Genomic DNA, 23,377 nt, shown 5'->3' with positions numbered 1-23,377 from the left:
GGCCCCCCGCCGGCCCCCGCCACGGGGCCCAATGCCGCTAATGCAGCTGAACCGGCTGGTGCGGACTGTCCAGGGAAAAGGCCGGAATGGCCACGTCGAACGCACTCCCGTCCTCCGCTTCCATTTCGTAACTGCCGAGCATGATACCGGAAGGCGTCGATAGCGGCGTGCCGCTGGTATATTCAAAAGATTCACCCGGCCGCAGCACAGGCTGCTCGCCGACGACGCCCGGGCCGCGCACTTCTTCCGTCCGGCCTTGCGCATCCGTAATCCGCCAATGGCGGTTGAGAAGCTGCACGGTCTTCGGGCTGCGGTTTTCGATCGTCACCTGATAGGCCCAGACATAGTGGTCTTCGCTGGGTTGTGACTGATCCTCCAGATAGATCGGCTCAACCGATACTTTGATTCCATCGGTTTCCTGTTCGTACATCAGATGCTCCATGCGCGTTCGCGATCCAAGCGGCGCATCCTCCTTGTCGTTATCGGGGGATATTATGATTGCTGGCTGGCTTGTCCAGCAACTTCCACCTCAACAATCGGCCCACCGGCAGACTGTGCATCCGCGATATCGTGTGTCACCAGCAAAGTTGGCAACCTTGCCTTGCGGGCATGATCGAACACAAACTGCCGGATTTTATCCCGCAACGCAGCATCCAGCCTCGAAAACGGCTCGTCCAACAGCAAGGCACGCGGTTCGGCCAAAAGTGTCCGCATCAGGGCGGCGCGGGCCTTTTGGCCGCCGGAAAGGGTCGCCGGATCCCGGTCCGCCAATCCATCCAGTTCCGCATCGGCCAAGGCCGCTTCGACACGGTGGCGGCGTTCTTTCCTGGAAATCCCGGACGGCAGGCCGAAAGCCAGATTCTCCCAGACACTGAGATGGGGAAAAAGCAGCGCTTCCTGAAATAAGATGCCCAGCTTGCGATCTTCCGGCCGCAGCGCGGCCAAATCCATTCCGGCCAGCCGTATTGCGCCAGACACCTCGAACTGCCGATCCAGCGTGCCGCAAATATGGGACAGGATCGTCGATTTTCCCGACCCGCTGGGGCCCATCAGGGTCACGATCTCACCCGGCGGGATCGAAACCGAAAGGTTCTCGCACAGCACACGATTCCCGATCCGGACAGTCAGACCGGCAATCTCCATCGCCCCCATGGTCTGCTGCGTAACGATCATGTCAGTCCCCGCAAGCCTGCTCGGTTTCGAAACGCCCATGCAGGTAAGGCGGCAGCAAGCAGAAATGCAACGAAAGGCAATACCGATTGAGCGAAGACGAGCATGCCGATCAAACGTCTATCCCCACCGCCGGCCAGGGAAACCGCCTCCGTCGTCAAAGTTTCCAACCGCCCACCGCCTGCAAAAACCGTAGGCAGATATTGACTGACGCTTACTGCGAACCCGACCGCGAAGGCAACGAGGATCGGCCGCAGCAGCAAGGGCAAGGTTACGCGCCGGAAAACCGCGGAAGGACGCAGGCCGAGGCATAAAGCCGTCGTGCGATACCGTTCATCCAGCGACCGGAACGGATCCGACAATGATAGAAAAACATAAGGCAGAACGAACAGCAGATGCGCCCATATCAAAGCAGTCCAGCCACCGTCGATTCCCGCCGTCACCAGCAGCACCTGCGCCCCGAACAGGAAGGCGACTTGCGGCACAAGCAAGGGGATATAGAGCAGCCAGAGGGCGCGGGCCGTCGGCTTCAAACCGTCCCGCTTTTCATGTTCCAAGCAAGCAACGGCCAGGACCAACGCGATTCCCGCGCTGATCAAACCGACCGTTACGGTCGTGCCACCCAACCCGATCAGTGTTTCCCCCCGCCGCATCCAATTCATCAGCGACCATTCGCTGGGCAAGGTATCGGGAAAGCGCCACTGGCGCGCCATCGACCAAACCGCCATGCCCAACAGGCTCCCCGCGCCGAGAAACCAAAGAACACCCGTTCCCGCCAGGGAGAAAACCGCCACAGGCCGGTCCAGAACGGCCCGGTCCCCGGCAGAAGCCCATCGACGGCCCATCGCGCCTACAAGGCGCTCGACCCCCCACCAAACCACGATGCCTGCGGCAACGACCGCCAATTGCGTCACGGCCCCGGCGGCGGCCACGAATTGGTATCCCAAATCCGGGTCGTTGAACCAACGCAGGATCAACACGCCAAGCGGCGGGTTTGTGGCAGGCGCTAGAACCAGGGCGACATCGATGACCGACAGGGAGAATGCCAGGACCGCGTAGACCGGCAAACGCAATTGCGGATAAACCAACGGCAGGACGCATTTCAACCAAGCCGTCGCCGGCCCATACCCCAATGTCCGGGCGGTGGTCACGATTTCTCGTTCCCGCACCTGGTTCAGGGCCGCAACGGTCATCAGGAAGAGGAAAGGCGTTTCCTTCACCACCAACGCCAGTATGAAAACGATGCCGTACGGGTCGGGTGCCGTCGCCCAATCCGGAGGACGAACGAAGCCCGTGGCCCAGGGGGAGCCGGCGCGCAGCAGCCAGCCGCTGGGCGCCAGCAGAAAGAGCATACCCAGCGCGACGGCGGCATGCGGTACCGACAGCAACGGTGCGATAAGACGCTGCAAACTTCGGAAGACGCGGGTTCCCCGCCACGCCGCCGCGAAGCCGATGGCCAAGGCAAAGGAAATCATGGTCGCCGCAAAGCCAGTCCACAAGCTCATCCACAGGGATCCTGCGAAGCCCGGATAATCGAGCAACCGCCGCCACGGATCTAAAGAGGCATCGGTCCCGTCAAGAGCCGGCAGATAACCGAAGGCCGGCAGTACGGCGCCCGCCAAACCGGCCAATACCGGAAGCAAGAAGACGGCCAACGTGACCCATGGCGCGGCGGGCAGGAAGGTCACGGCTGCAACCCTGACGGCGCAACGCTGCCGGCACGATGCCTCAACTGCCGTACCGTTTGAGCCAAGCCTCCTCAATCCGCACCATCCAACTCGGATGCGGTTCCGGCAGGGTTTTGCCCAAATCCGTTTCGCTCAGGGTGGCGACGCCGCGTGGCAAGTTTTCGAACAAAGCCCGGTCGTCATCGGATAAACGGTCCATGGACAGGACCGTCTGTTCGCCCCAGATATCGGGATGCGCTTTCCGGGCCTGGGCTTCGGGCGACAGCAGGAAATTCGCCACAACCATGGCACCGTCCTTATGTGCCGCATTGAACGGAATGGCCACGAAATGGGTGTTTCCAATCGTTCCCCCATCCAGGACATAAGTGCGCGCCGTATCGGGCAGCAATCCTTCGGCAATCGCCGAGGAGGCTTCCCCGATATTGAACGAATAGGAGAGATCCACCGCCCCATCGCTCAGCAATTGCCGTTGGGCCGTGCCGGTTTTTGGAAAATCACGGCCTTCGCGCCACATCAGCGGCGATAGCGCATCCAGATAATTCCAGAGCGGCGCGGTGACCGCATCGAAATTTTCGCCGGCCGGGCTCAGGAGATCTACAGGGTTCTCGACCAATTCGTACAAGGCCTGCTTCAGGAAGGTCGTGCCGGTGAAGTCCGGCGGCGCGGGATAGGTTATTCGGCCGGGATTCGCCTTGGCATGCTCCAGGATCGCCGCGATCGACTTCGGCGGGTCCGACAACACCGCCGTATCGTGAACGAACACCAGTTTCGCCATGCCCCAAGGCGATTCCAGTCCGTCCGTCGGCACGGTGAAATCGAGCACTGTGGTCGGTTTTTCGTCGGTATCGACAAGTTTGAAGTTCGGTAGCCTGTCGGTGAAAGGGCCATAGAGAAGGGCGCTGTCCTTCATGGTCTTGAAGTTCTCGCCATTGATCCAGATAAGGTCGACAGCTCCATCCGTGGAACGGCCGGCAGACCGCTCGGCCAGGACTTTCCGTACGGCTTCTGCTGTATCGCCCAACTTCACGTGCCGCAACGTAACACCGTATTCTTCGGCCACACGCCCGGCGACCCAGTCGATGTAGTTGTTATAGACGTCGCCCCCGCCCCACGCGTTCCAGAACACTTCCTGGCCGCGCGCTTTGTCCAACACCGTCTGCCATTGCGGTTCAGGTTGTTGCGCCGCGGCCGAGCCGCAGAAGAGCATCGATAAGGTTCCGAAGACGGCCAAAAGGCGTCGCATGTTCAATTACCTCGATTTTGTGTCGGATTGGTCCCGCAGGCTGCGGCGGGACCGGGATTTCCGCCGGAACGATACCGGCTGGGTCAGGCCCTGTCAGCCCAACGCGTGCCATAGAACGCACACGCTGCGGACACATTTTCTTTACATCAAGTTTTGACCTCGTGATCGTTTTGTCCTATTGGCAATCGGTGCCCCGAAAAACATGTCGGGGAAACAACGGGAGAAACGCGCATGCAGGTGTGCCTGCGACGACGAAGATAGGCAGGACCCGGTTCGATGGAGCCGGGCGTTATGCCTTGCGTCGGTGCGGTGCCCACCCATGGGACTGAACGACATCTCGATCCCATTGCGTTTCAAAACGCGGTCAAACGACCGCACCCGGAGTTTCAGCTATGAATTTCACTCTTTCTGATGAGGCCGTGGAACACGCGGCCGCAATCGAATCCCTCGTCGATACCGCGTTCGGACCGGCACGGAAGACCCGCACCGTCTATCAGTTCCGGGACGGTATCCCGCCGGCCACCAACCTGTGTTACGTCGCCCTGTCGAATGATGGCGACATGCTGGGCTCGATCCGCTTCTGGCCGGTCCTGATGCCCGACGGCGGGCAAGGCGTTATGCTCGGTCCACTCGCGGTGCTGCCCGATCTGCGGGGCCAAGGCATCGGCAAGGCGCTGGTCGCCCATGGGATTGCAGGCACACGTGCAGCTGGTTACGGGGGTGTACTTATCGTCGGCGATCGTGGCTACTATGCGCCATTCGGCTTCCGGGAGGAGAAAGTCGCCAATTTGGAACTCCCAGGCTCTGTGGCCCCGCTGACCTTCATGGGCTTGGAATTCGAAGAAGCCAGCCTGTCCCGGTTATCCGGCATGGTGTTGCCGTTCCGCGAGACAGCGGAACAGTCGGTTTAGGAGGGGGCGTGACCTCAACAGGCAATTCAAAATCCGGTCCAGCCGCCTCGACGGGGACAAAAGGACAAGTGCTGAAGCGGCTGTTGCTGTGGCTCGTCATGCTGGGTGGATTCATTGCGCTCATCACAGCTGTGATCCTGCCCTTGGCCGCGGAGGCGACGATCCGTTGGTTGCCGCGATCGGCCGAAATCCCGCTGGGCCGCCGCGTCGAAGGGGAAATCGTGCACAAACTGCTGGAAACGGGGAAGATGCCTAACGGTATCCGTGTCTGCAGTTATCCCCCGGGTCTCGCCGCCCTCGGGAAGATCTTCGAGGGGTTGAACAAAGGTCTTCCGGACGACATCACCCTGCGCGTCACCGTGATGGACGCGGATTTCGCCAATGCCATGGCGATGCCGGGCGACCGTATCCTGATCTTCTCAAAGCTGTTCGAGATGACCGACCATCCGAACGCACTGGCCGGCGTGATCGCCCATGAACTGGGACACGTCATTTCCCGCGATCCGATCCGCGCCCTGGTTGAACGGGGCAGCGGCACGATTCTGCTTCGCCTTTTGGTCGGCGAAAAGATCAGCAATAAGATGGACGATTTGATCAGCCAGAAACTGCTGATCGCCGCAAACACGCGTGAGATGGAACACCGCGCGGACGTCATAGCGCTGGACCTGATGCAAAAGGCCGGTTGGGACAGCACCGCCTTCGCCGGTTTCTTCGCAACGCTGCTTCAAAAACACGGCAACAATGCCAACCAACCAGCGCTGTTCGCGACCCATCCGGCCACCAAGGACCGCATGGACTATGTCCTTAACGCCCCCAAGACCGGCGAGAACCTGGCCCTGAGCGATCAGGAATGGGCGGATTTGAAACAGATCTGCAGCCAGACCGTCGCACCGAAGGGCGCCGAGACGGCGTCTTGACACACCGACAACGGGTTCGCGCCAATCACAATTGATCAGCGGACAACATTTCTATATAGAGCGGTGTCTGCGCGTTTTCCGCCGCCAGGGACGCGGGTGTAGTTCAATGGTAGAACGGCAGCTTCCCAAGCTGCATACGGGAGTTCGATTCTCCTCACCCGCTCCAATTCCTTTCCCAAGAACATACCTTGATACGGTAAGGCAGCGCATTTCCTGCCATTGTGGCGGTCCAAAAGTCGCGCTCGGTGCGGATTTGATCCACATTTCGTGCCCGGACACAGAGTTTTGTTACAGTTTTGTTACATCCAGATGACAAGTCATTGAGTCGTTGGTATTATTACGATTGCTTGACCTTTATTCGGTGTCTCTATGGAAACGATTATAAATATTGTCGGCAGCGTTGCGCTGCTGCTTTGGGGAATCCGCATGGTGAGGACCGGGGTGACCCGGTCCTTCGGCGCGGAATTGCGCCGTGTGCTGTCTCTATCGGCCAAAAACAGGGTTACGGGTTTCCTGACCGGCTTGGCCGCGGCTGCGGCGGTCCAAAGTTCGACCGCGACCGCCATGATCGTTTCTTCTTTTGCCGGACAAGGGTTGATCGGCGGTGTCGCCGCGCTTGCCATTGTTCTGGGCGCGGATGTGGGCACTACCATCGTTGTTCAACTGCTTTCCTTCGACATCAAATGGATTTCCCCGCTGTTCCTGGCGCTCGGTGTTTTCACCTTCCTGGCCAGCGAAAAGGCTCGACATAAGAATTTGGGGCGCATCGCGCTCGGTTTCGGGCTGGTTCTGCTCGCCCTGAAGCAGATCGTGCTTTCCTCCGCGCCGTTGCGCGAAACCGAGACCGTCTCCCTTCTTCTACAGCCGCTTAGCGCGGAACCGCTCTTGGCGATCCTTGTCGTCGCCCTGCTCACCTGGTTCTCACATTCAAGCGTCGCGATCGTACTGCTGATCGCCACGTTCGCTGCGTCGCAAGTGATCAGCACCCAAGCCGCCTTCGTGATGGTCCTGGGCGCCAATCTAGGCGGCGCTTTCACAGCCTTCGTAATGACGTTGCAAAGCCCTGTCGCAAGCCGCCGGGTTACCACCGGCAACCTTTTCATGCGGGGGTGCGGCGTGCTGGCGGCCCTACCGTTGATTCCTTACGCCATGCCGTATGTCGCTATGATGGGCGGGGACCATGTCCGCGCCGTCGCAAACTTCCATTTGATGTTCAATCTGGCGCTGGCCGTGGCCTTCCTGCCGCTTCTGTCACTGGTCGATCCCCTCGTGCGCCGGCTGGTTCCCGAACGGCCCGACCGCGACGATCTGCAATCCCCGAAATATTTGGATTCCGGGGCTCTGGAGTCCCCCACCGTCGCCTTGAGCTGCGCGGCGCGGGAAACGCTGCGGATGGGCGATGAAGTCCGGGAAATGCTGCAATCGACATTGCAGGTCTTCGTCACCAACGACGACACCTTGAGGAAAGAAGTGGAGCGGTCAGACGACTTGGTCGACCGCCTGCACGAAGCGATCAAGCTTTACCTGACCAGCCTGTCACAACAGGAAATGGACGCACCGGAAAGCAAACGTTGTGTCGAAATACTGAGTTTCACCACGAATCTGGAACATATCGGCGACATCATCGACAAGAATCTGATGGAACTGGCCGCAAAGAAGATCAAAGGCCAGACGCTGTTTTCAACGGACGGCGCCCGGGAAATCGACGAATTTCACCAACGCATCATCGCCAATCTGGACCTCGCCATGTCGGTCTTCATGTCCGGCGACCTGAACCTTGCCCGTCAACTGATCCGGGAAAAGTCAGAAATCCGTCATGTGGAACAGCGCTTCACCGACAATCATTTCGCCCGGATCGGGGAAGGGCGTCCCGAAAGCATTGCGTCCAGTTCCCTGCACCTGGATGTCCTGCGTGACCTGAAGCGGATCAATAGTCACCTGACGTCTGTCGCGTATCCCATTCTGGAGCGCGCGGGCGAACTGGCGGACAGTCGCCTGATGGACGGCAAGGAAGAGAACACTGATGCACGCCCCCGTCCGATCAGGATGCAGCCGACGACCAAGTAAACCAAACAAAGGGCCAGGTCAGGCCTCGGCTTTGGCGATAGCCTCATTGGCAGCGTCGAAAACGATCATGATCGCGGAGTGGCGGGAGCGGACGTCACGGGCGGGGGCGAGAACGGTGATCTCCTCCCATCCGTCGGGCAGGTCTATCGTTTCAGCGCCCGACAGCATGGACTGAACCGCATCACGCACCTTGCCCAGCGTCTCGCCGTCCGCGCCTTTGGCATGGCGGGCCAGGATCGCCGTCGCTGCGGAGCCCAGCGAACAGGCCTTCACCTCGAAGCCCAGGTCGGCGATTCTGTTCTCACCGTCCAAGGCGACGTCGATTGTCACCGTGCTGCCGCACAGCCTGCTGCGTAAATGCGCCGAGCCATCCGGGTGGTCCAACCGGCGCGGGGTGGCAACGGTCGCACACAACCCCACGAGCTTTTCCGAATAAAGCTCGAGCGCGTCATCGTCGTCCGGTATCGAAACAGTAAGCAATTCGACCTTGTCCCTTGTGGTCACGCTTCATATGTGTGGTCTGGGATCGGGGTCGGTCAAGCCGGACCGGCCAAGCGAAAACAGGCTTTCCCGCAATAAAGCCGGGTTTATCGCAAATAGGGCCGCTTTCAAGCACCGGCGCCTCATTTTCTCCTTGAAGAAAATCTCCCCGCTCCCTACATCCCGTTGCGAGTGTTGTTAGCACTCGTCGAAAGAGAGTGCCAACAGCAGCTCGAACCCCTATTTACAGACCAATGAGTGTCTCACTGAGGAGGATTTCAATGAAATTCAGACCTTTGCACGATCGTGTTCTGGTTCGTCGCACTACTGAGGACGAGAAGACGGCGGGTGGAATCATCATTCCCGACTCCGCAAAGGAAAAGCCCATGCAGGGTGAAGTCGTTTCCGTCGGTTCCGGTTCGCGGAACGAAAAGGGCGATATCACTCCGCTTGACGTCAAGGCTGGCGACTTCGTCCTGTTCGGAAAATGGTCCGGCACCGAAGTGAAGATCGACGGTGAAGACCTGCTGATCATGAAAGAGTCCGACATCATGGGCATTCTCGATGTGAAGGCGAAGGCTAAGAAGGCCGCCTAACGGGCGCCTCAACACGCAATTCCGCCGAACATTTAGAGAACCGTATATTTCGAGGAGACAGCATAAATGGCTGCTAAAGACGTAAAATTCTCGGCCGACGCCCGCGCGAAGATGCTGAAAGGCGTCGACATTTTGGCCAACGCCGTGAAAGTCACCCTGGGCCCGAAAGGCCGTAACGTCGTGATCGACAAGTCCTTCGGCGCACCGCGCATCACGAAGGACGGCGTCAGCGTCGCCAAGGAAATCGAACTGAGCGATAAGTTCGAGAACATGGGCGCCCAGATGGTTCGCGAAGTCGCGAGCAAAACCAACGACATCGCTGGCGACGGCACCACGACCGCGACGGTCCTGGCCCAGTCCATCGTTCGCGAAGGCGCCAAGGCGGTTGCCGCCGGCATGAACCCGATGGACCTGAAGCGCGGCATCGACCTTGCGGTCGAAGCGGTCGTCAAGGACCTCGCCAAACGCGCGAAGAAGATCAAGACCTCCGAAGAAGTTGCCCAGGTCGGGACGATTTCCGCCAATGGCGACAAGGAAGTCGGCGACATGATCGCCGAAGCGATGCAGCGCGTCGGCAATGAAGGCGTCATCACGGTTGAAGAAGCCAAGTCGCTTCATACCGAACTTGAAGTCGTCGAAGGCATGCAGTTCGACCGCGGCTACCTCTCCCCCTACTTCGTCACCAACAGTGAGAAGATGCGGGCGGAATTGGAAAACCCCTACATCCTGATCCACGAGAAGAAGCTGTCGAATCTGCAGGCGATCCTGCCGATTTTGGAACAGGTCGTGCAGAGCAGCCGTCCGCTGCTGATCATCGCGGAAGACGTCGAAGGCGAAGCGCTGGCGACCCTGGTGGTCAACAAGCTGCGCGGTGGCCTGAAACTCGCCGCCGTCAAGGCGCCGGGCTTCGGCGATCGTCGCAAAGCCATGCTGGAAGACATCGCGATCCTGACCAACGGTCAGGTCATCAGCGAAGACCTCGGCATCAAGCTTGAAAACGTCACGATGGAAATGCTGGGTACCGCCAAGAAGGTCGACATCACGAAAGATGAGACGATCATCGTTGACGGCGCCGGCAAGAAAAAGGACATCGAAGCCCGTTGCGAGCAGATCCGGGCGCAAACGGAAGCGACGTCCTCCGACTACGACCGTGAAAAGCTGCAGGAACGTCTGGCGAAGCTCGCCGGCGGTGTTGCGGTCATCCGCGTCGGCGGTGCGACCGAAGTCGAAGTGAAGGAACGCAAGGACCGCGTTGACGACGCCATGCACGCCACCCGCGCTGCCGTCGAAGAAGGTATCGTCCCGGGCGGCGGTTCCGCCCTGCTAAATGCCGTCAAGGCGCTGGCCAAGCTTGAAGGCGCCAACAACGACCAGAATGTCGGCATTTCCATCATCCGCCGCGCGCTGGAAGCCCCGGTTCGTCAGATCGCAGAAAACGCGGGCGTCGACGGCGCCGTGGTTGCCGGCAAACTGCTGGAAAGCAAGGACGTGGATCTCGGCTTCGACGCGCAGAACGGTATCTATACCGATCTGGTCAAGGCCGGCATCATCGACCCGGTCAAGGTCGTACGCCATGCCCTTCAGGATGCGGCGTCCATCGCCGGCCTGCTGATCACCACCGAAGCCATGGTCGCGGATAAGCCGGACGACAAGTCCGGTCCCGCGATGCCCGATATGGGCGGCATGGGCGGTATGGGCGGCATGATGTAAGCAGCCCGCGTTCAGTACTGCGTTTCCCGAAAGGGCGGCACCGAAAGGCGCCGCCCTTTCTCTTTTGGAAGGCGGGCAGCGGGGCATAAGGTAAACATCGCCGTGCTGTCACAAGCGCGTTTACTGGCAGTCGCTTGCCGACCTGGCGAAAACGCCTCTACCTTCGTTGAAACTTCACGGAAGGCGACAATGACAAACTCACAGCGACTGGGCTTCATCGGCCTTGGACATATGGGCGGCGCAATGGCGCATCGTCTGCTGAAACAAGGCCTTCCGCTGACCGTCTGGGCACGAAACAAGGACCGATTGCCGCCATTCTTAGCGGCCGGCGCGACCGAAGCGGCCACCCCCGCCGAACTTGCCCGCGACTGCGATGTCATTTTCACATGTGTTTTCAACACCGCCGCGCTTGAAGATCTGCTTTTCGGCGAGGGTCGCCTCGTCGACGGCTTGTCCGAAGGCAAGATGCTGGTCGATTTTTCCACCGCCGACCCCGAACCGTCCAAGGCATTCGCCGCGCGCCTGAAGGCAAACCACGGCACCGGCATGATTGACGCCCCGGTTTCCGGCGGCCCGCCCAGTGCGGAAACGGGAACACTTGTGATCATGGCCGGCGGTGCGGAGGAGGACTTCGAAAAGGTCCGTGGCGTGATCGAGGAAAACCTTGCCGGCCGACTAACACTGATGGGGCCGAACGGCGCGGGCCAGGCAACGAAATTGATCAACCAAACCTTCGTCGGCAATCTCCTCGCTGTGCTTGCGGAAGCGGCGAAACTTGCCACGAATGCAGGCATTGAGGCGGACCGAATCCCGGCGGCCCTGCAAGGTGGACGCGCGGACTCCAGATTGTTGCAGGAATGGTTCAACGTCATGCTGGAAGGCAAGTTCCCGCCGGGTGGCGCGATCAGCACCATCGAAAAGGATCTGGACGCTGTTCTGGCACTTGCCAAAAGCACCCGCACGCCAATGCCCATGACCGCGACCGCCGCCCAGTTGCACCGCATGATGACGGCCCGGGGCCACGCGGATGAGGATGTAACGGCGATCTATAAACTCTACGGCGATGAAACGCTCCCCTGGAAATAAGGATTGTACAGTGCCGCTCGTGCAAGACCACATCACGCCGCGCATGGGCACGCGCGTGACAGGCCTGGACCTGAAACAGCCGATATCCCCTGCCCTCGCAGCCGACTTGGTGACCTTGCTCGCCGACCGGCTCGTCCTGGTCCTGCCCGAACAGTATTTGGACATCCCCGCGCTGAAACGCGCGACACAGGTTTTCGGTCCCCTGGTGCGCCTGCCCTATGTCGAGCCGATGAAAGAAGACCCGGACGTCATCGCGGTGCTGAAGGAGGCGGAGGAACGCAACATCTATGTCTTCGGCGGTAATTGGCATTCCGACTTTTCTTACCTGGAACGCCCGCCGGGGGGATCGCTGCTACAGGCTGTGGACCTGCCGCCCACCGGCGGCGACACGCTCTGGGCCGACGGGGTGACGGCGTGGGAAACCCTCCCCGCCGATCTGCGTGCCCATGTGGATGGCCGCAACGCAATCCAGTCGGGGAAACCCTATGGCGTGAAACACCGCCCCAAAGTCGCCACCAGCACATCGGTGAAAATGCAGCGCGGTGACCCGGAAGCGGACAAGGAACGCGCCCTACCCGTCGTGCGCCGCCATCCGGTCAGCGGCAAGGCCGCCCTATTCGTGAACCCGACCTATACGACGCGTCTGGAAGGCATGAGCGAGGAAGAAAGCGCCCCGATCCTGGAGCGCATCTACGCCCATATGACCCGCCCCGAATTCCAGTGCCGCCACCGTTGGCGCCCCGGCGATCTGGTCATCTGGGACAACCGGGCCACCATGCATTTCGCCGTCAACGACTATGACGGATACCGACGCCTGCTCTACCGAACCACCTTCGAAGGCGAAACGCCGATTGCGGCGTAACCTGTCTGTAAACGCGCTACCAATACCGCATCGCATCAACGAAGATGCCGCGCAAATCGTCCTTGCTCACCGACTTCGGGGCATTGACCAGCAGGCGTTGCTGGGGCCAGGCCTTGTCGACCAGTTTGTCCAGGTCTTCTTCCGAATAGCCGACGCCGTTGAGGCCGTTGGGAATGCCGGTCGCCTTCATCATCTCAATGATACGGTCCGCCAGCAGGGCACCGGCGTCCTCCGGCTTGGCGTCGGAAATGTCGGCGCCCATGGCCTCCGCGCCTTGCAGGTGTCGCTCAGGACAGGCGTCGCCGGTGAAGCGGAAGACGGCGGGAGCATTGACGATCACGGAAATGCCGTGGGGCACCAGCGGATGGTTCGACGCCCAACCTTGCGCCGTATAGTCCTGCACCAAGCCCGCGACCGCGTAGGACATACCGTGCGGCAAATGGCAGCCCGCATTACCGAAGCCAATCCCCGCCAACATGCCGGCGAACATCAAGGCTTCGTAGTTTTCATCCGTCGGGTCGTTGACCGCCTGGACCAGATTGCCGCCGACCAGTTTGATCGCTTGCAGACAGGCCAGATCGCTATAGGGGTTTGCGCCCTGGCTGAGCGGGCGCTTGGACGGGTCCGCCGGTGCTTCCCGGTGGGTGTAGGGCCGCGCCGTCAGACTTTCAAAGGCGTGGGAGAAGACGTCGAACCCATTCGCGGCCACGACCATGGCCGGCAAGGTTTTCAACACCTGTGGGTCCAGCACGCCAAGCGCCGGCCGCAGGCGCGCGCTGGCGATTCCGGTCTTCAATTCCATCTCAACGAAGTCGAAGATCGCGATGCCGGTACATTCTGACGCCGTGCCGAAGGTGGTTGGGCAGGCAATATGCGGCTTCAACGGGCCCGGCGGTTGTTTCGCTTGGCCGACCGGCGCGTTCACATAGGCGAGGAAATCATCCGGATATGTCGAATAGAGATTCGCGGCCTTGCAGGTATCCATCGTCGACCCGCCACCAAGCGAGATGAAACCGTCGAAATTCCCTTCCGACGCGAAGGCCGTCGCGGCCTTGAAGGAGGTATCGGTCGGTTCAACCTCAATCGCGTCATAGACCGTAAAATCGACCCCGGCCGATTGAAGGCCCTCGGTCACCTGGTTGAAGGGCGCTGTTCCCATGATCTTGGGATCAACGAACAGCGCTGCCCTGGTCATGCCCAGGCCCTTCGCATCCAATCCCACTTCCTTCAGGGAGCCGATTCCGAACTTTATCTTGGGCGCTTCGACAGTGAAGGCGGTATCGCCACCCGGCGATGGTGTGAAGTAGGACGACAGCGACATTGAATTCCCCCGTTCTCGATAATCAGCACATACTCGACGGTATGATTTGCACATAAGGTCGGGGATCAGATGGCGATTATCAAGAGGTTGTTCATTCAAGCCGATCGGATACTGTTTCGACCAACAAACGAAGACGAAGCGAACAGTGAGGGGCAATATGCGAATCGCCGTCATCGGCACAGGCGGGGTTGGTGGCTTTTTCGGTATAAAGTTGGCCGATGCCGGCGGCGACGTGACCTTCCTCGCGCGTGGAACACACCTGTCCGCAATGCAGAAAAAGGGTCTTTCACTCGTTGGCCCGAAAGGTGAAATTCGACTGACGGACGTCATCGCTAGCGACAAACTTGTCGATCTTGGCCCCATTGATGTCGCGTTGTTTTGCGTAAAGCTCTACGACACGGAAGAGGTCGGCAGGGAGCTGGCGCCGGCGCTTTCCGAGAACGGCTATGTCATAAGCCTGCAGAATGGTGTGGAGGCGGCTGAGCGCTTGGGACCGATCCTGGGTAAGAACCGCGTCTGCGTCGGCAACGCATTCATGTCCGCAAAGATCGCTGAACCGGGCGTGGTCCGATACACAAGCGATATGTCCACAATGGAAATCGGAGAGGTCGGTGGTGGGCATTCTCCGCGCCTGAACGCTTTCGCGGAACGATGCAACAAGGCCGGTTTTACAGCCCTCGTCGCGGACGACATCGAAGCCAAGCTGTGGTCCAAATTCGTCTTGCTGTCGACCAATGCGGCCATTACCACCGCCTTCCGGCAGCCTTGCGGACCACTCTACAGAAATCAGGAGATCCGGGATCTGGCCCGCGACGCGATGGCCGAAGTCGTTGCCGTGGGCCGCGCCAAGGGCGTCAATGTCGATGAGGGCGCCATCGAACGGGCAATGGGTTTACTGGATACCTTCCCGGACGACATGTATGCGTCCATGTATCACGACCTGGCCCGCGGCGGGCGGCTGGAAGTGGGAAGCCTGTCAGGAACGGTCTACAAGCTCGGCAAAGAACTCGGCGTGCCGACCCCGATCCATCGCACGCTCTATCTATCCCTTCTGCCTTACGAAAACGGGGTGCCCTAAAGCACCCTGGCTTCTTCGCTGTGTGGAATTCGCAGAAAAACGTCAGGAGGGAGGATCCGGGTCAATTTCCTGCAATGCGCCCAACCGCGGTCGGTAGAAGGCGTGTTTCACGATTTCCCGCGGCCCGAAAATCGGCAACACGATCGGCGTATAGTTATAGAACAGCTCCGCCACCACGACGGTTTCGTCCGGACCAACCGGTATGCCCTCTGGATCGGACACTACGTCTCCTTCCGCGCCAATGTCACTGTCACGCACCAAGGGACCGCCGCCACGGCGCTGCCATAGCACGCGGGTCGGATTGTTCCCTGATCGACCGACGGCACTGACAACGACAACACCGTCCTCGCCAATACTGAAAGGCTTGAGAATTTGCGGCACGGCTTCGAAAAGGTCGGCGACGGTAGACTCACGGACGCTTTCATCCCGGGTTATCAGGTCGGCGACTGAAACCGTGGCATGCTGCAGTTTCACATGCAGCAGCAGATAAATACCCGTTTCAGCGAGAGAGGTAAAAAGCAGCACCAGGATCGGAGCGGTCAAGGCGAACTCTACGCTGGTGACTCCGCCGCGTGATCGGCTGAACTTTTTCAGGAATCGCCTGATGCGTTTCATCACACCCCTCAAAACGGCTCATTCCGAACCGCGACAGCGGCGGAATGATCGATCGTGCGGAAGAAAGGATCAAACATGGCAGTCATCGTATTGATCCGGTAATTGATCTTGTAGAGTACGATGTCCCCGGCCCCGCCGAGTCCCGCTAAACCGACATCAGTGTCGTATTGGCCGTTGCCATTAACATCGGTAAAGGACTCTCCTTCGTTCCACTGGCCGTCGCCGTTGCTATCCGCAAACGGTTCGGGCCGGCCGATGTCTGAAAAATTGTCGTAAACGATCGTCTCTATCTGCACTTCTTCCTGGTCGACCAAGCCAAAAGTGTTTTTGTCAATCAGATCGCGAATAATGTCTTCGCGGGTGACACCGTCCGGAGCATTGCCGGTGATCCCGAAGCGGGAACTTGCCAGAACAGCGTTTTCCAGGGATCCGCTGACCAGGAATACCATCCCCAACTCCAATATGGCGACCAGCAAGGTGATGGTAAACGGCCCCAGAATCGCGAATTCGATCGTAGAAACACCGCGCCGATCCTTGAAGAACTTTGCGAGGCGCCGGATCATTGAGAAATCCTCAAATTCGATAATTGGCGTCCGATCGTGGTGAACACATCCTCCAACTCTGAATTACTAGGTGCATGGAAAAAGAAGCTGGTCTTCGTCGCACAGTTTCGGAACATGTCTTGCGTGCTGGACGTTGGTGTCGACCCGAAAGTGATGGCATAGATGATGATGCCTTCAGCCTTCATGGCTTCACATGTTCTTGAGAACCGGGCGTCGATCTCAGCCCGTCCAGCGTTTTTGGATGAAAATCCGAACTCGCCCAGCCGCCCGTAGGCGGTATGGTCAGAACCGTCCGGTCCTTCCCCGTCATCCGGCTCATGGTCGGTAAAGTCAAAGAACTCGTTCGTGCCGTCGGTCATCACGACAACCACCTTGTCCATGAACGGCTCTTCGTAATCGAGTGGCAGGGTTGCATTGGCTGTGCCCTCCCAAAATCCGCGCCAAGAGGGTGAGAGGGCGCGCCACCCCCATACCAGGCCCAGGTTCCCCGCCGTTCCGCCACGGTGCCAAGGCTGCATCGCATCGATCGCGGTGTTGAGTACGGTCTTGGACGCGACCAAGGGCGTGATCGGCGGACCACATCCAAGGTTCGGACCGCGGCCGTTGTTCTGTGCGATATTCCGCTCGTCCAGGTCGAAACCGGTTATATTCCCACCCGCATCGGTCAGGATCCAGTTGTTGTCGACATTGTCCGCGTAAAGGTAGGGCGTGAAGGCGGCGAGGTCCGGTGTGTCGTCGGTTTCATCCAAACCGCCGCTGCGCGCATTAACACATCCAATCCATGACGTCGGCTCGTAGTTTCCGCCGACGCCGACATCCGCCTGGCCTTGCAGCGTCAGCCATTCCGTATGCTGTGTGCCGATATTGACGGTTGCCGTATAAGGGACCAGGGATACCCAAAGGTTCGGGTTGACGTCTTCGGAACCGAAGACCGCCTCGATCAAATTGTGGGCGGCCGTGATCGCCGCGGACATCTTGCCGCTGCTGCGCATCGAACCGGTATTATCCATGACCAGGGCCAGTTCCATGCCGCGGGTTTCTCGCGTGATCTGTGCCGTCCGCGTGAAAGTGACCTCATCAAATCCGAACAATGCCATGAAAGTCGTATCCACGGAAACCGTCGCAGAGACATCGATGACCGAGTTGTCCGCATTTGTAACCATCGTGAAGTCGGTCAGTGTCGCGACATCTTCGATATTCGTGAAATTCGCATCGAAGAAACTGCGTGCATCAGACTCCATGTCATCGACCAGAAGGGTATGACCGGCGGCCAGGCCGGCGGCATCCACCGCACGCTGAACGGAATCCCGGACCAGAAACAACCGCGTGCCGTCAACGGCCAATCCGCTGGCGGCCATCACGGGCAATAGCGCGAACGCAAACAACTGCATCACGCCGCCACGGCGGCTACGCAGAAAGGCCGAAGCCAGTACATCCATCTTGTGCAGTAAGCGGTGCATCTTAGGCGCCAATCACCCTATCCCAAACGACCTGAGATAAGCGAAAACTGCACCAAGACGCTACATTAACCGTTTGACTTTAATAGAAACTATTGGATTGGCTTTAATAAAATGCGGCCTATCTCATCCCAGCGATTGCCGAGAAACCGGTAAAATCAGTGAATACCCGCCCTGGGTGTCAGCGTCGAGAGGGCGACGCGGCTGATTTCCGCCAAACGCTCCCGGTCACCATAGACACGGGTTAGAACACGCATTCCCTGGATGGTGTTGGTCAGGAACTGTGCCAAGGCCCGCGCATCTTCGGTTGACGTAAATTCACCGCGTTCCTGACCTTTTTGGATCAGTTCGGCGAGCGTATCCTCTACGCGCTTGATTCCGGCGGCGACCTGTTCGGTGATTTCCGGGTCACGATGGCCAAGTTCGGTAATGGTGTTGGTCAGAAGGCAACCGCGCCGCTTATTGACCCCTTCGCCTTCCTCAGCCAATCGGTCGAAAAGCAGTTTCAGTTGCTCCGCCGGGCTGTAATCGGCCGATTTCATGGCCAAACGCAGGTCCCGCAACGTGTACCAATCCAGGTAACGTTCCATTGCCTTACGGTAGAGTTGCCGCTTGTCCCCGAAGGTGTCGTAGAGGCTGCCCCGGTTAATGCCCATCGCATCCACCAGGTCCTGCATCGAGGTCTGCTCATAGCCTTTCGTCCAGAAAAGCTGCAGGGCCGATTCCAGAACGTCTTCGGGACTGAACGCTTTTGATCTCGCCATTACGGTGCATCTGCCATTTTTGATACATTACAACATGGTATCAAACACCGAGCAGATCAATAATTTTGCCGCTGTGCTTTTCGCGGTGCGGCGCAATTGCTAGTCTCGCGGCACTTGTCACGAACCTCAGTTCCATAGGGAAATTACGTCATGCAGGATTCCGGAATCGGTCGCTCCGTGCCGAGGCTGGAGGATGCCCGGCTTCTCACCGGGCACGGCCGCTTCGTTGAAGATTTGCACAAGGATGGCATCGCCCACGCAGTCATGGTCCGCAGCCCCGTTGCGCATGCGAAACTACGCAACGTGGATGTGGACGCCGCAAAATCTGCCCCGGGCGTGCTTGCCGTCCTGACAGGTGCCGACATTCAGGCAGCCGGTCTAAATCCCCTGCCCTGCATCACGCCCCAGAACTCTTCCGACGGAACCCCGTTCCGATCCCCGCCTCGTCACGCGCTTCCCGCGGAAACGGTGCGTCATGTTGGCGAAGCCGTGGTCATGGTTGTCGCGGAAACGGAAGAGCTGGCCAGGGACGCCGCCGAACTGATCGATATCGACTATGACGACCTGTCCGCCCACACGGATACGGCATCTGCCAACGATACCGCATTCGATTGCATTGCGGGCGACACCGACAGTGTCGACCAAGCAATGGCGCGGGCCTCGCATGTCGTCAGCATCGAAGGCGTCGTCAACAATCGGGTCATTGTGAGTCCGATCGAGACACGTTCCTATCTGGGAGAGTTCGATAGCAGCTCTGGACGGTACACTTTATTCACGCAAAGCCAGGGTGTACACCTGATCCGCCGGCTCGTAGCGGAAACCTTGAACATTGACGAAGCGAACCTGCATGTCATCACTCCTGATGTCGGGGGCAGTTTCGCCGCCAAACTGATGAACTATCCGGAACAAACCCTGGTCCTTCATGCTGCGAAGGTATTGGGGCGGCCTGTCCGATGGGTTTCTACACGGGGCGAAGCATGCCTTAGCGATGCCCACGGTCGTGACCAAGTCAGCCGCGCCGATTTAGCGCTGGACAATGAAGGCAATTTTCTAGGATTGAAGGTTGAAACAAAAGGCGCGCTTGGTGCTTATGCGTCTGCCCTTGGCCCTTCGATCATCGGACCGGGTTTTGCCAAAGTGGCAGGTCACAACTACTCAATTCCGGCAATAACCGTCCGCAGTGTCGGCGTTTATACGAACACCGCACCGACAGATGCCTATCGCGGCGCCGGAAAGCCAGAGGTCATCTACCTTGTCGAACGGCTTGTGGAAAAGGCCGCCCGGGAACTGGGCATGGATCGGGCGGCGTTGCGCCGCCGCAATCTGGTTCCGGAAACGGCCATGCCATACAAGGCGGCAACCGGGTTTGTTTTCGACAGCGGGAATTTCGCCCATGTCTACGACCTTGCCTTGGAAGCGTCCGACTGGGCGGGTTTTGACGCTCGGCGCGCAGCCAGCGAAGCGAAGGGATTGAAGCGCGGCATCTCGATCTGCCCCACCCTTCACCTCACCGGCGGCACACCGAACGAGGCAAGCGAATTGGAGGTCACAGCCGCCGGTGAAGTTCTAGTGAAGACAGGTGTTCAAGCATCGGGCCAGGGCCATGAAACAGCGTTTGCGCAACTTGTGGCGCAACGCCTTGAAATCCCAATGGAGAAGGTTGTTGTCGTCGAAGGCGACAGCGACCGGGTCAAAATTGGCGGTGGGACCGGCGGTTCGTCCTCGCTTCCAATCGCGGCAACGACAATCGACCGGGCAACAACCAACCTTATCCAGAACGGCATGGAAGGCGCAGCGGAAATCCTAGAAGCTGCGGCGACGGACATCACCTATGCCGACGGTGCTTTCACCGTCGTCGGGACGGACCGGCGCGTCGGACTGTTTGAGCTGACCCAGAAACTGGAGGAACGCGGCCTACCTGGTTGTGCCGGTGGTGCAGCCTTCGAAGGGAATCATCAGACCGTTCCGAACAGCGCGCATGTCTGCGAGGTCGAATTGGATCCGGAGACCGGACATGTCACAATCCAGCAATATGTCTCCGCCGACGATCTCGGCGTTAAGCTGAACCCGATGATCGCCGAAGGTCAGGTCCACGGGGGCATCGCCCAAGGCATCGGTCAGGCCTGGCTGGAACATACGGTTTACGAGGATGACAGCGGGCAGCTTCTGACCGGGTCCTTCATGGATTACTGCCTGCCGCGTGCAAGCGATCTACCGATGTTCACCTTGGTCGACGGCAGCATGGAGACGAAGATCAATCACCTTGGCATGAAAGGCGTGGGTGAGTTGGGGACGAATGGCGGTCTGGCACCTTTCATGTTGGCGCTCTACGACGCCATGGGAACCGACACCGTTGAAATGCCCGCCACACCGGAAAAGGTCTGGCGAGCACTGCAGGCGGGTTAAGCGGCCAGGGCGTAAGTCAATCCGATGACAATGGACCCGCTCAACGCGATCCCCAGATAGAGCAGAAATACCGGCAGCCGCACCAATGCCTTCACCGCGATTGCGGCCGGAATGCTGGTAACCGCGCCGGCGACCATAAAGGTAAGGGCGGCTGGCGCGGTAAGCCCCATTTCCATCAAGCCGCTGGTCAAGGGGATCGCCGCATAGCCGTTCAGATAGGCCGGCACGCCGATCATCGCAGCCGCGGGAATGGCCAAGAAACCGGCGCCACTCAACCATTCGCCGACCTGCTGCATAGGTGCATAGGCGAGCATGACCGCTTCAAGCAGGAAGGCGAGGCTCAACCATTTCGTCAGGAACCAGCCCGACCGCTTGGCTTCTTTTGTGAAGACGGTCTTGCGGTTTTCTTCCCTCCAAAACCGCCAGACAGGCTTATTCCCACGGGTATACGCGGCCGTACCACAAGTGGACGCCGTTCCTATCAACGGATCGCGCAACAGTTTAGATCCCCCCAGAAGCAAGACGGTGAAACCGCCCATCAATCCGATACTGACGGCTGCCACCGTCTTGATGACGGTGAATTCCGTTCCCAGAACCGCTGCGGTCACGACAAACATTTCGGGGTCCATGATCGGCGACGCCAACCAGAAAGCCATGACTGGGGCCAGTGGCACGCCCGATGCCAGAAGCGCGGCAATCAAAGGAACCACGCCACATGAACAGAACGGTGACAACGCGCCGACAATCGCGGCCAGGAACGTCGCCTGGAGAATGTTCCCGGCGAACGCCTTCGCGATCAGCCCATCCGCGCCGGTAGCCTTCAGATAGGCCGCCAATAGAACGGACAGAATAATGAAGGGTGCTATACCCAGCAGACTGTTTCCGGCTTTCACGAGACCTACTTGCGCGGCGCCCAAATCCAGCAAAAACCATAGGATCGCAATGCCGACCGCGGTCAGGAATACGCGGTCGATTTTACCGGTTTTCTGCCGCAGCCATCCTGCGAAATTTCTAGAATTATCGAAGGATTTTGGGTCGGTTTGTTGTATTGCGTCGCTCATTGCGTCTCTCTTTCGGGACACTCAGGGGCTCTCCCCGAGCCGCCTCCCCAAGGTCCATGGGATCAAGTATTTGCAGCAACCCTGCGCCACTGCACACCGCGGTCGGAACGACCGTCACTGGAATCCGCACAGCATTCATCTGCCAGATACCCGATCACCGCATCCATGACATCGTATCGTGCCCGGCAAATCAGGGTCGTCCCCTGCTTCTCCTTGGCCACAAGATCCACTGTTTCCAACAGCTTCATGTGATGGCTGAGGGTCGATCCCGGGATGGACACGACTTCCTGGATACGGCCGACACTCATGCCCTCAGCCCCTGCTCGGACAAGCAGACGGTAGATCTGCAAGCGTGTCGGGTTGCCCAAGGCATTAAGCCGGTCTGCGGTCTTCTCAAGATTGCTCATACCGCAACCATATCATTGCAAGAACCTTAGTCAACCGTATTTCTAGTATTATCGAAATAATGATTTAGCAGGCTCGGTGCTTGAAGCCCTCGACCGGCCGTTCCATCTTGAATATCCGGAAAACAACCAATCGATCGGACCGGCACCCCGTGACCGAAAGCCGCATTCCCCTTCCCGACATTCCCTCCCCCTGCGTCGGTGTCTGCGCGGTAAACCCGGTTTCAGGTCACTGCGTCGGGTGTTTGCGTAGCATTGAGGAGATCGGCATTTGGCCGCGCGCCAGCAACGAGGAACGCTTGGCTATTCTAAACGAATTAAAGGAACGCCGTCGTGCCGCCGGGCGCACCAGTGCGGCAGACCAGCGCCCTCGCCGCCGGGCACGACGAACCAAAAGCCCTGACAAGAACGACGGTTAGGGCCTAACGCTTTCGCTGAAAAAAAGATTTTAGAAGCGCGGCGCATTCTTCTTCCGCGACACCACTGATCACATCGGGCTTATGATTGCAGGTCGGCCGGTCGAAGACCCTGGCCCCATGATCGACACCGCCGCCCTTGGGATCGTAAGCCCCGTAAACGAGCTTTTCGATCCGCGCATGGGATATCCCACCGGCGCACATCGGACAGGGCTCCAGGGTCACATACAGGTCGCAACCGATCAGCCTGGGTGATCCCTTGGCGGCGGCGGCCCTGCGGATCACGAGCATTTCCGCATGCGCGGTCGGGTCCTTCAATTCCTCGACGCGGTTGCCGTCTTCCGCCAGCACCTCCCCCGTCGCCCGGTCGACAATGACCGCACCAATCGGCGACTCACCGCGTTCGGCGGCTTGGTTGGCTTGTTCCAGCGCCCGGATCATATATGGGTTGCGTCTTTCCTGCATGGCGGGCGAAGCGTATGGTGCGCGCCGCCCGGTCACAAGGGTACAGATACGGGTAGAACGAATCCGCGCAGCGATTGCGCCAAACGCCGACGACAAG

Annotated in this window: 23 protein-coding genes and 1 tRNA gene; 11 read left to right on the top strand and 13 right to left on the bottom strand. The window is 59.2% G+C overall.

The features are described 5' to 3' along the window. Positions 1-37: 37 nt before the first annotated feature. The 4 genes from apaG to EOI86_RS01640 form a co-directional block, all read right to left on the bottom strand. A complete protein-coding gene (apaG, locus tag EOI86_RS01655) occupies positions 38-430 on the bottom strand; it encodes a Co2+/Mg2+ efflux protein ApaG (protein WP_127763409.1) in 393 nt (130 codons plus the stop codon). A gap of 62 nt (positions 431-492) precedes the next feature. Next, positions 493-1,173 carry an ATP-binding cassette domain-containing protein gene (locus EOI86_RS01650; RefSeq protein ID WP_240035548.1) on the bottom strand — a complete coding sequence of 227 codons (681 nt, stop codon included), beginning with the start codon at positions 1,171-1,173 and terminating at the stop codon, positions 493-495. Then, positions 1,170-2,858, bottom strand: coding sequence for an ABC transporter permease (locus tag EOI86_RS01645; protein ID WP_127763408.1), 1,689 nt, complete (start codon positions 2,856-2,858; stop codon positions 1,170-1,172). Before EOI86_RS01645 ends, EOI86_RS01650 begins: the two co-directional genes overlap by 4 nt. 40 nt (positions 2,859-2,898) lie before the next feature. Next, positions 2,899-4,101, bottom strand: a complete 1,203-nt coding sequence (locus EOI86_RS01640; protein ID WP_127763407.1) for an ABC transporter substrate-binding protein — start codon at positions 4,099-4,101, stop codon at positions 2,899-2,901. A 392-nt stretch (positions 4,102-4,493) separates the two neighbouring features. Here EOI86_RS01640 and EOI86_RS01635 point away from each other — a divergent pair, with 392 nt between their 5' ends. From EOI86_RS01635 to EOI86_RS01620, 4 genes are all read left to right on the top strand, one after another. Next, positions 4,494-5,012 (top strand): GNAT family N-acetyltransferase, encoded by a 519-nt coding sequence (locus EOI86_RS01635; protein WP_127763406.1) that lies wholly within the window; start codon positions 4,494-4,496, stop codon positions 5,010-5,012. A gap of 8 nt (positions 5,013-5,020) precedes the next feature. After that, complete coding sequence (locus tag EOI86_RS01630) at positions 5,021-5,929, top strand: M48 family metallopeptidase (protein WP_127763405.1); 909 nt, start codon at positions 5,021-5,023, stop codon at positions 5,927-5,929. Positions 5,930-6,021: 92 nt separating this feature from the next. Beyond that, a tRNA-Gly gene (locus tag EOI86_RS01625) sits at positions 6,022-6,095 on the top strand. Positions 6,096-6,298: 203 nt separating this feature from the next. Continuing rightward, positions 6,299-7,996, top strand: a complete 1,698-nt coding sequence (locus EOI86_RS01620) for a Na/Pi cotransporter family protein (RefSeq protein ID WP_127763404.1) — start codon at positions 6,299-6,301, stop codon at positions 7,994-7,996. An 18-nt stretch (positions 7,997-8,014) separates the two neighbouring features. Here EOI86_RS01620 and EOI86_RS01615 read toward each other — a convergent pair whose 3' ends face one another. Then, the gene (locus EOI86_RS01615; protein ID WP_127763403.1) at positions 8,015-8,500 is read right to left on the bottom strand and encodes an iron-sulfur cluster assembly scaffold protein; all 486 of its coding nucleotides are present in this window, start codon (positions 8,498-8,500) and stop codon (positions 8,015-8,017) included. A gap of 257 nt (positions 8,501-8,757) precedes the next feature. Here EOI86_RS01615 and EOI86_RS01610 point away from each other — a divergent pair, with 257 nt between their 5' ends. From EOI86_RS01610 to EOI86_RS01595, 4 genes are all read left to right on the top strand, one after another. Further along, positions 8,758-9,072, top strand: coding sequence for a co-chaperone GroES (locus tag EOI86_RS01610; RefSeq protein ID WP_127763402.1), 315 nt, complete (start codon positions 8,758-8,760; stop codon positions 9,070-9,072). 66 nt (positions 9,073-9,138) lie between these two features. Beyond that, a complete protein-coding gene (gene groL, locus EOI86_RS01605) occupies positions 9,139-10,782 on the top strand; it encodes a chaperonin GroEL (protein WP_127763401.1) in 1,644 nt (547 codons plus the stop codon). A gap of 102 nt (positions 10,783-10,884) precedes the next feature. Then, the gene (locus EOI86_RS01600) at positions 10,885-11,868 is read left to right on the top strand and encodes an NAD(P)-dependent oxidoreductase (RefSeq protein WP_275668577.1); all 984 of its coding nucleotides are present in this window, start codon (positions 10,885-10,887) and stop codon (positions 11,866-11,868) included. 10 nt (positions 11,869-11,878) lie between these two features. Continuing rightward, on the top strand, positions 11,879-12,730 hold the full coding sequence (locus tag EOI86_RS01595; protein ID WP_161973651.1) for a TauD/TfdA dioxygenase family protein: 852 nt from the start codon (positions 11,879-11,881) through the stop codon (positions 12,728-12,730). 16 nt (positions 12,731-12,746) lie between these two features. Here EOI86_RS01595 and EOI86_RS01590 read toward each other — a convergent pair whose 3' ends face one another. Further along, positions 12,747-14,051 (bottom strand): hydroxyacid-oxoacid transhydrogenase, encoded by a 1,305-nt coding sequence (locus EOI86_RS01590; protein ID WP_127763398.1) that lies wholly within the window; start codon positions 14,049-14,051, stop codon positions 12,747-12,749. Between the two features lie 157 nt (positions 14,052-14,208). Here EOI86_RS01590 and EOI86_RS01585 point away from each other — a divergent pair, with 157 nt between their 5' ends. Next, positions 14,209-15,129, top strand: a complete 921-nt coding sequence (locus EOI86_RS01585) for a ketopantoate reductase family protein (RefSeq protein ID WP_127763397.1) — start codon at positions 14,209-14,211, stop codon at positions 15,127-15,129. A 42-nt stretch (positions 15,130-15,171) separates the two neighbouring features. On the opposite strand, the gene EOI86_RS01580 is transcribed toward EOI86_RS01585, so the two are convergent. From EOI86_RS01580 to EOI86_RS01565, 4 genes are all read right to left on the bottom strand, one after another. After that, on the bottom strand, positions 15,172-15,744 hold the full coding sequence (locus EOI86_RS01580; protein ID WP_127763396.1) for a TadE/TadG family type IV pilus assembly protein: 573 nt from the start codon (positions 15,742-15,744) through the stop codon (positions 15,172-15,174). 8 nt (positions 15,745-15,752) lie between these two features. Further along, on the bottom strand, positions 15,753-16,307 hold the full coding sequence (locus tag EOI86_RS01575) for a TadE/TadG family type IV pilus assembly protein (protein WP_127763395.1): 555 nt from the start codon (positions 16,305-16,307) through the stop codon (positions 15,753-15,755). Next, a complete protein-coding gene (locus tag EOI86_RS01570; RefSeq protein WP_127763394.1) occupies positions 16,304-17,767 on the bottom strand; it encodes a TadE/TadG family type IV pilus assembly protein in 1,464 nt (487 codons plus the stop codon). Before EOI86_RS01570 ends, EOI86_RS01575 begins: the two co-directional genes overlap by 4 nt. A gap of 155 nt (positions 17,768-17,922) precedes the next feature. Then, positions 17,923-18,528 (bottom strand): TetR/AcrR family transcriptional regulator, encoded by a 606-nt coding sequence (locus EOI86_RS01565; RefSeq protein ID WP_127763393.1) that lies wholly within the window; start codon positions 18,526-18,528, stop codon positions 17,923-17,925. A 150-nt stretch (positions 18,529-18,678) separates the two neighbouring features. On the opposite strand from EOI86_RS01565, the gene EOI86_RS01560 reads away from it, so the two are divergent. Beyond that, positions 18,679-20,934: a xanthine dehydrogenase family protein molybdopterin-binding subunit gene (locus EOI86_RS01560; RefSeq protein WP_127763392.1), complete on the top strand. Its 2,256-nt coding sequence runs from the start codon at positions 18,679-18,681 to the stop codon at positions 20,932-20,934. Here the strand turns inward: EOI86_RS01560 and EOI86_RS01555 are convergent. Then, entirely contained in the window at positions 20,931-21,995 is a 1,065-nt protein-coding gene (locus tag EOI86_RS01555) for a permease (RefSeq protein ID WP_127763391.1), read from the bottom strand. The two genes, EOI86_RS01560 and EOI86_RS01555, sit on opposite strands and share 4 nt — an antisense overlap. Positions 21,996-22,057: 62 nt before the next feature. After that, a complete protein-coding gene (locus tag EOI86_RS01550) occupies positions 22,058-22,402 on the bottom strand; it encodes an ArsR/SmtB family transcription factor (RefSeq protein WP_127763390.1) in 345 nt (114 codons plus the stop codon). 149 nt (positions 22,403-22,551) lie between these two features. Here EOI86_RS01550 and EOI86_RS01545 point away from each other — a divergent pair, with 149 nt between their 5' ends. Continuing rightward, on the top strand, positions 22,552-22,818 hold the full coding sequence (locus EOI86_RS01545) for a DUF1289 domain-containing protein (RefSeq protein ID WP_127763389.1): 267 nt from the start codon (positions 22,552-22,554) through the stop codon (positions 22,816-22,818). 3 nt (positions 22,819-22,821) lie between these two features. On the opposite strand, the gene EOI86_RS01540 is transcribed toward EOI86_RS01545, so the two are convergent. Then, positions 22,822-23,256 carry a nucleoside deaminase gene (locus EOI86_RS01540; RefSeq protein ID WP_127763388.1) on the bottom strand — a complete coding sequence of 145 codons (435 nt, stop codon included), beginning with the start codon at positions 23,254-23,256 and terminating at the stop codon, positions 22,822-22,824. Between the last annotated feature and the right edge of the window lie 121 nt (positions 23,257-23,377).

Origin of the sequence: Hwanghaeella grinnelliae (assembly GCF_004005845.1) — a bacterium.
Classification (GTDB): Bacteria; Pseudomonadota; Alphaproteobacteria; order UBA8366; family Aestuariispiraceae; genus Hwanghaeella; species Hwanghaeella grinnelliae.
The sequence above is the reverse complement of the archived record's forward strand: the minus strand, read 5'-3'. Positions and strand labels throughout refer to the sequence as shown.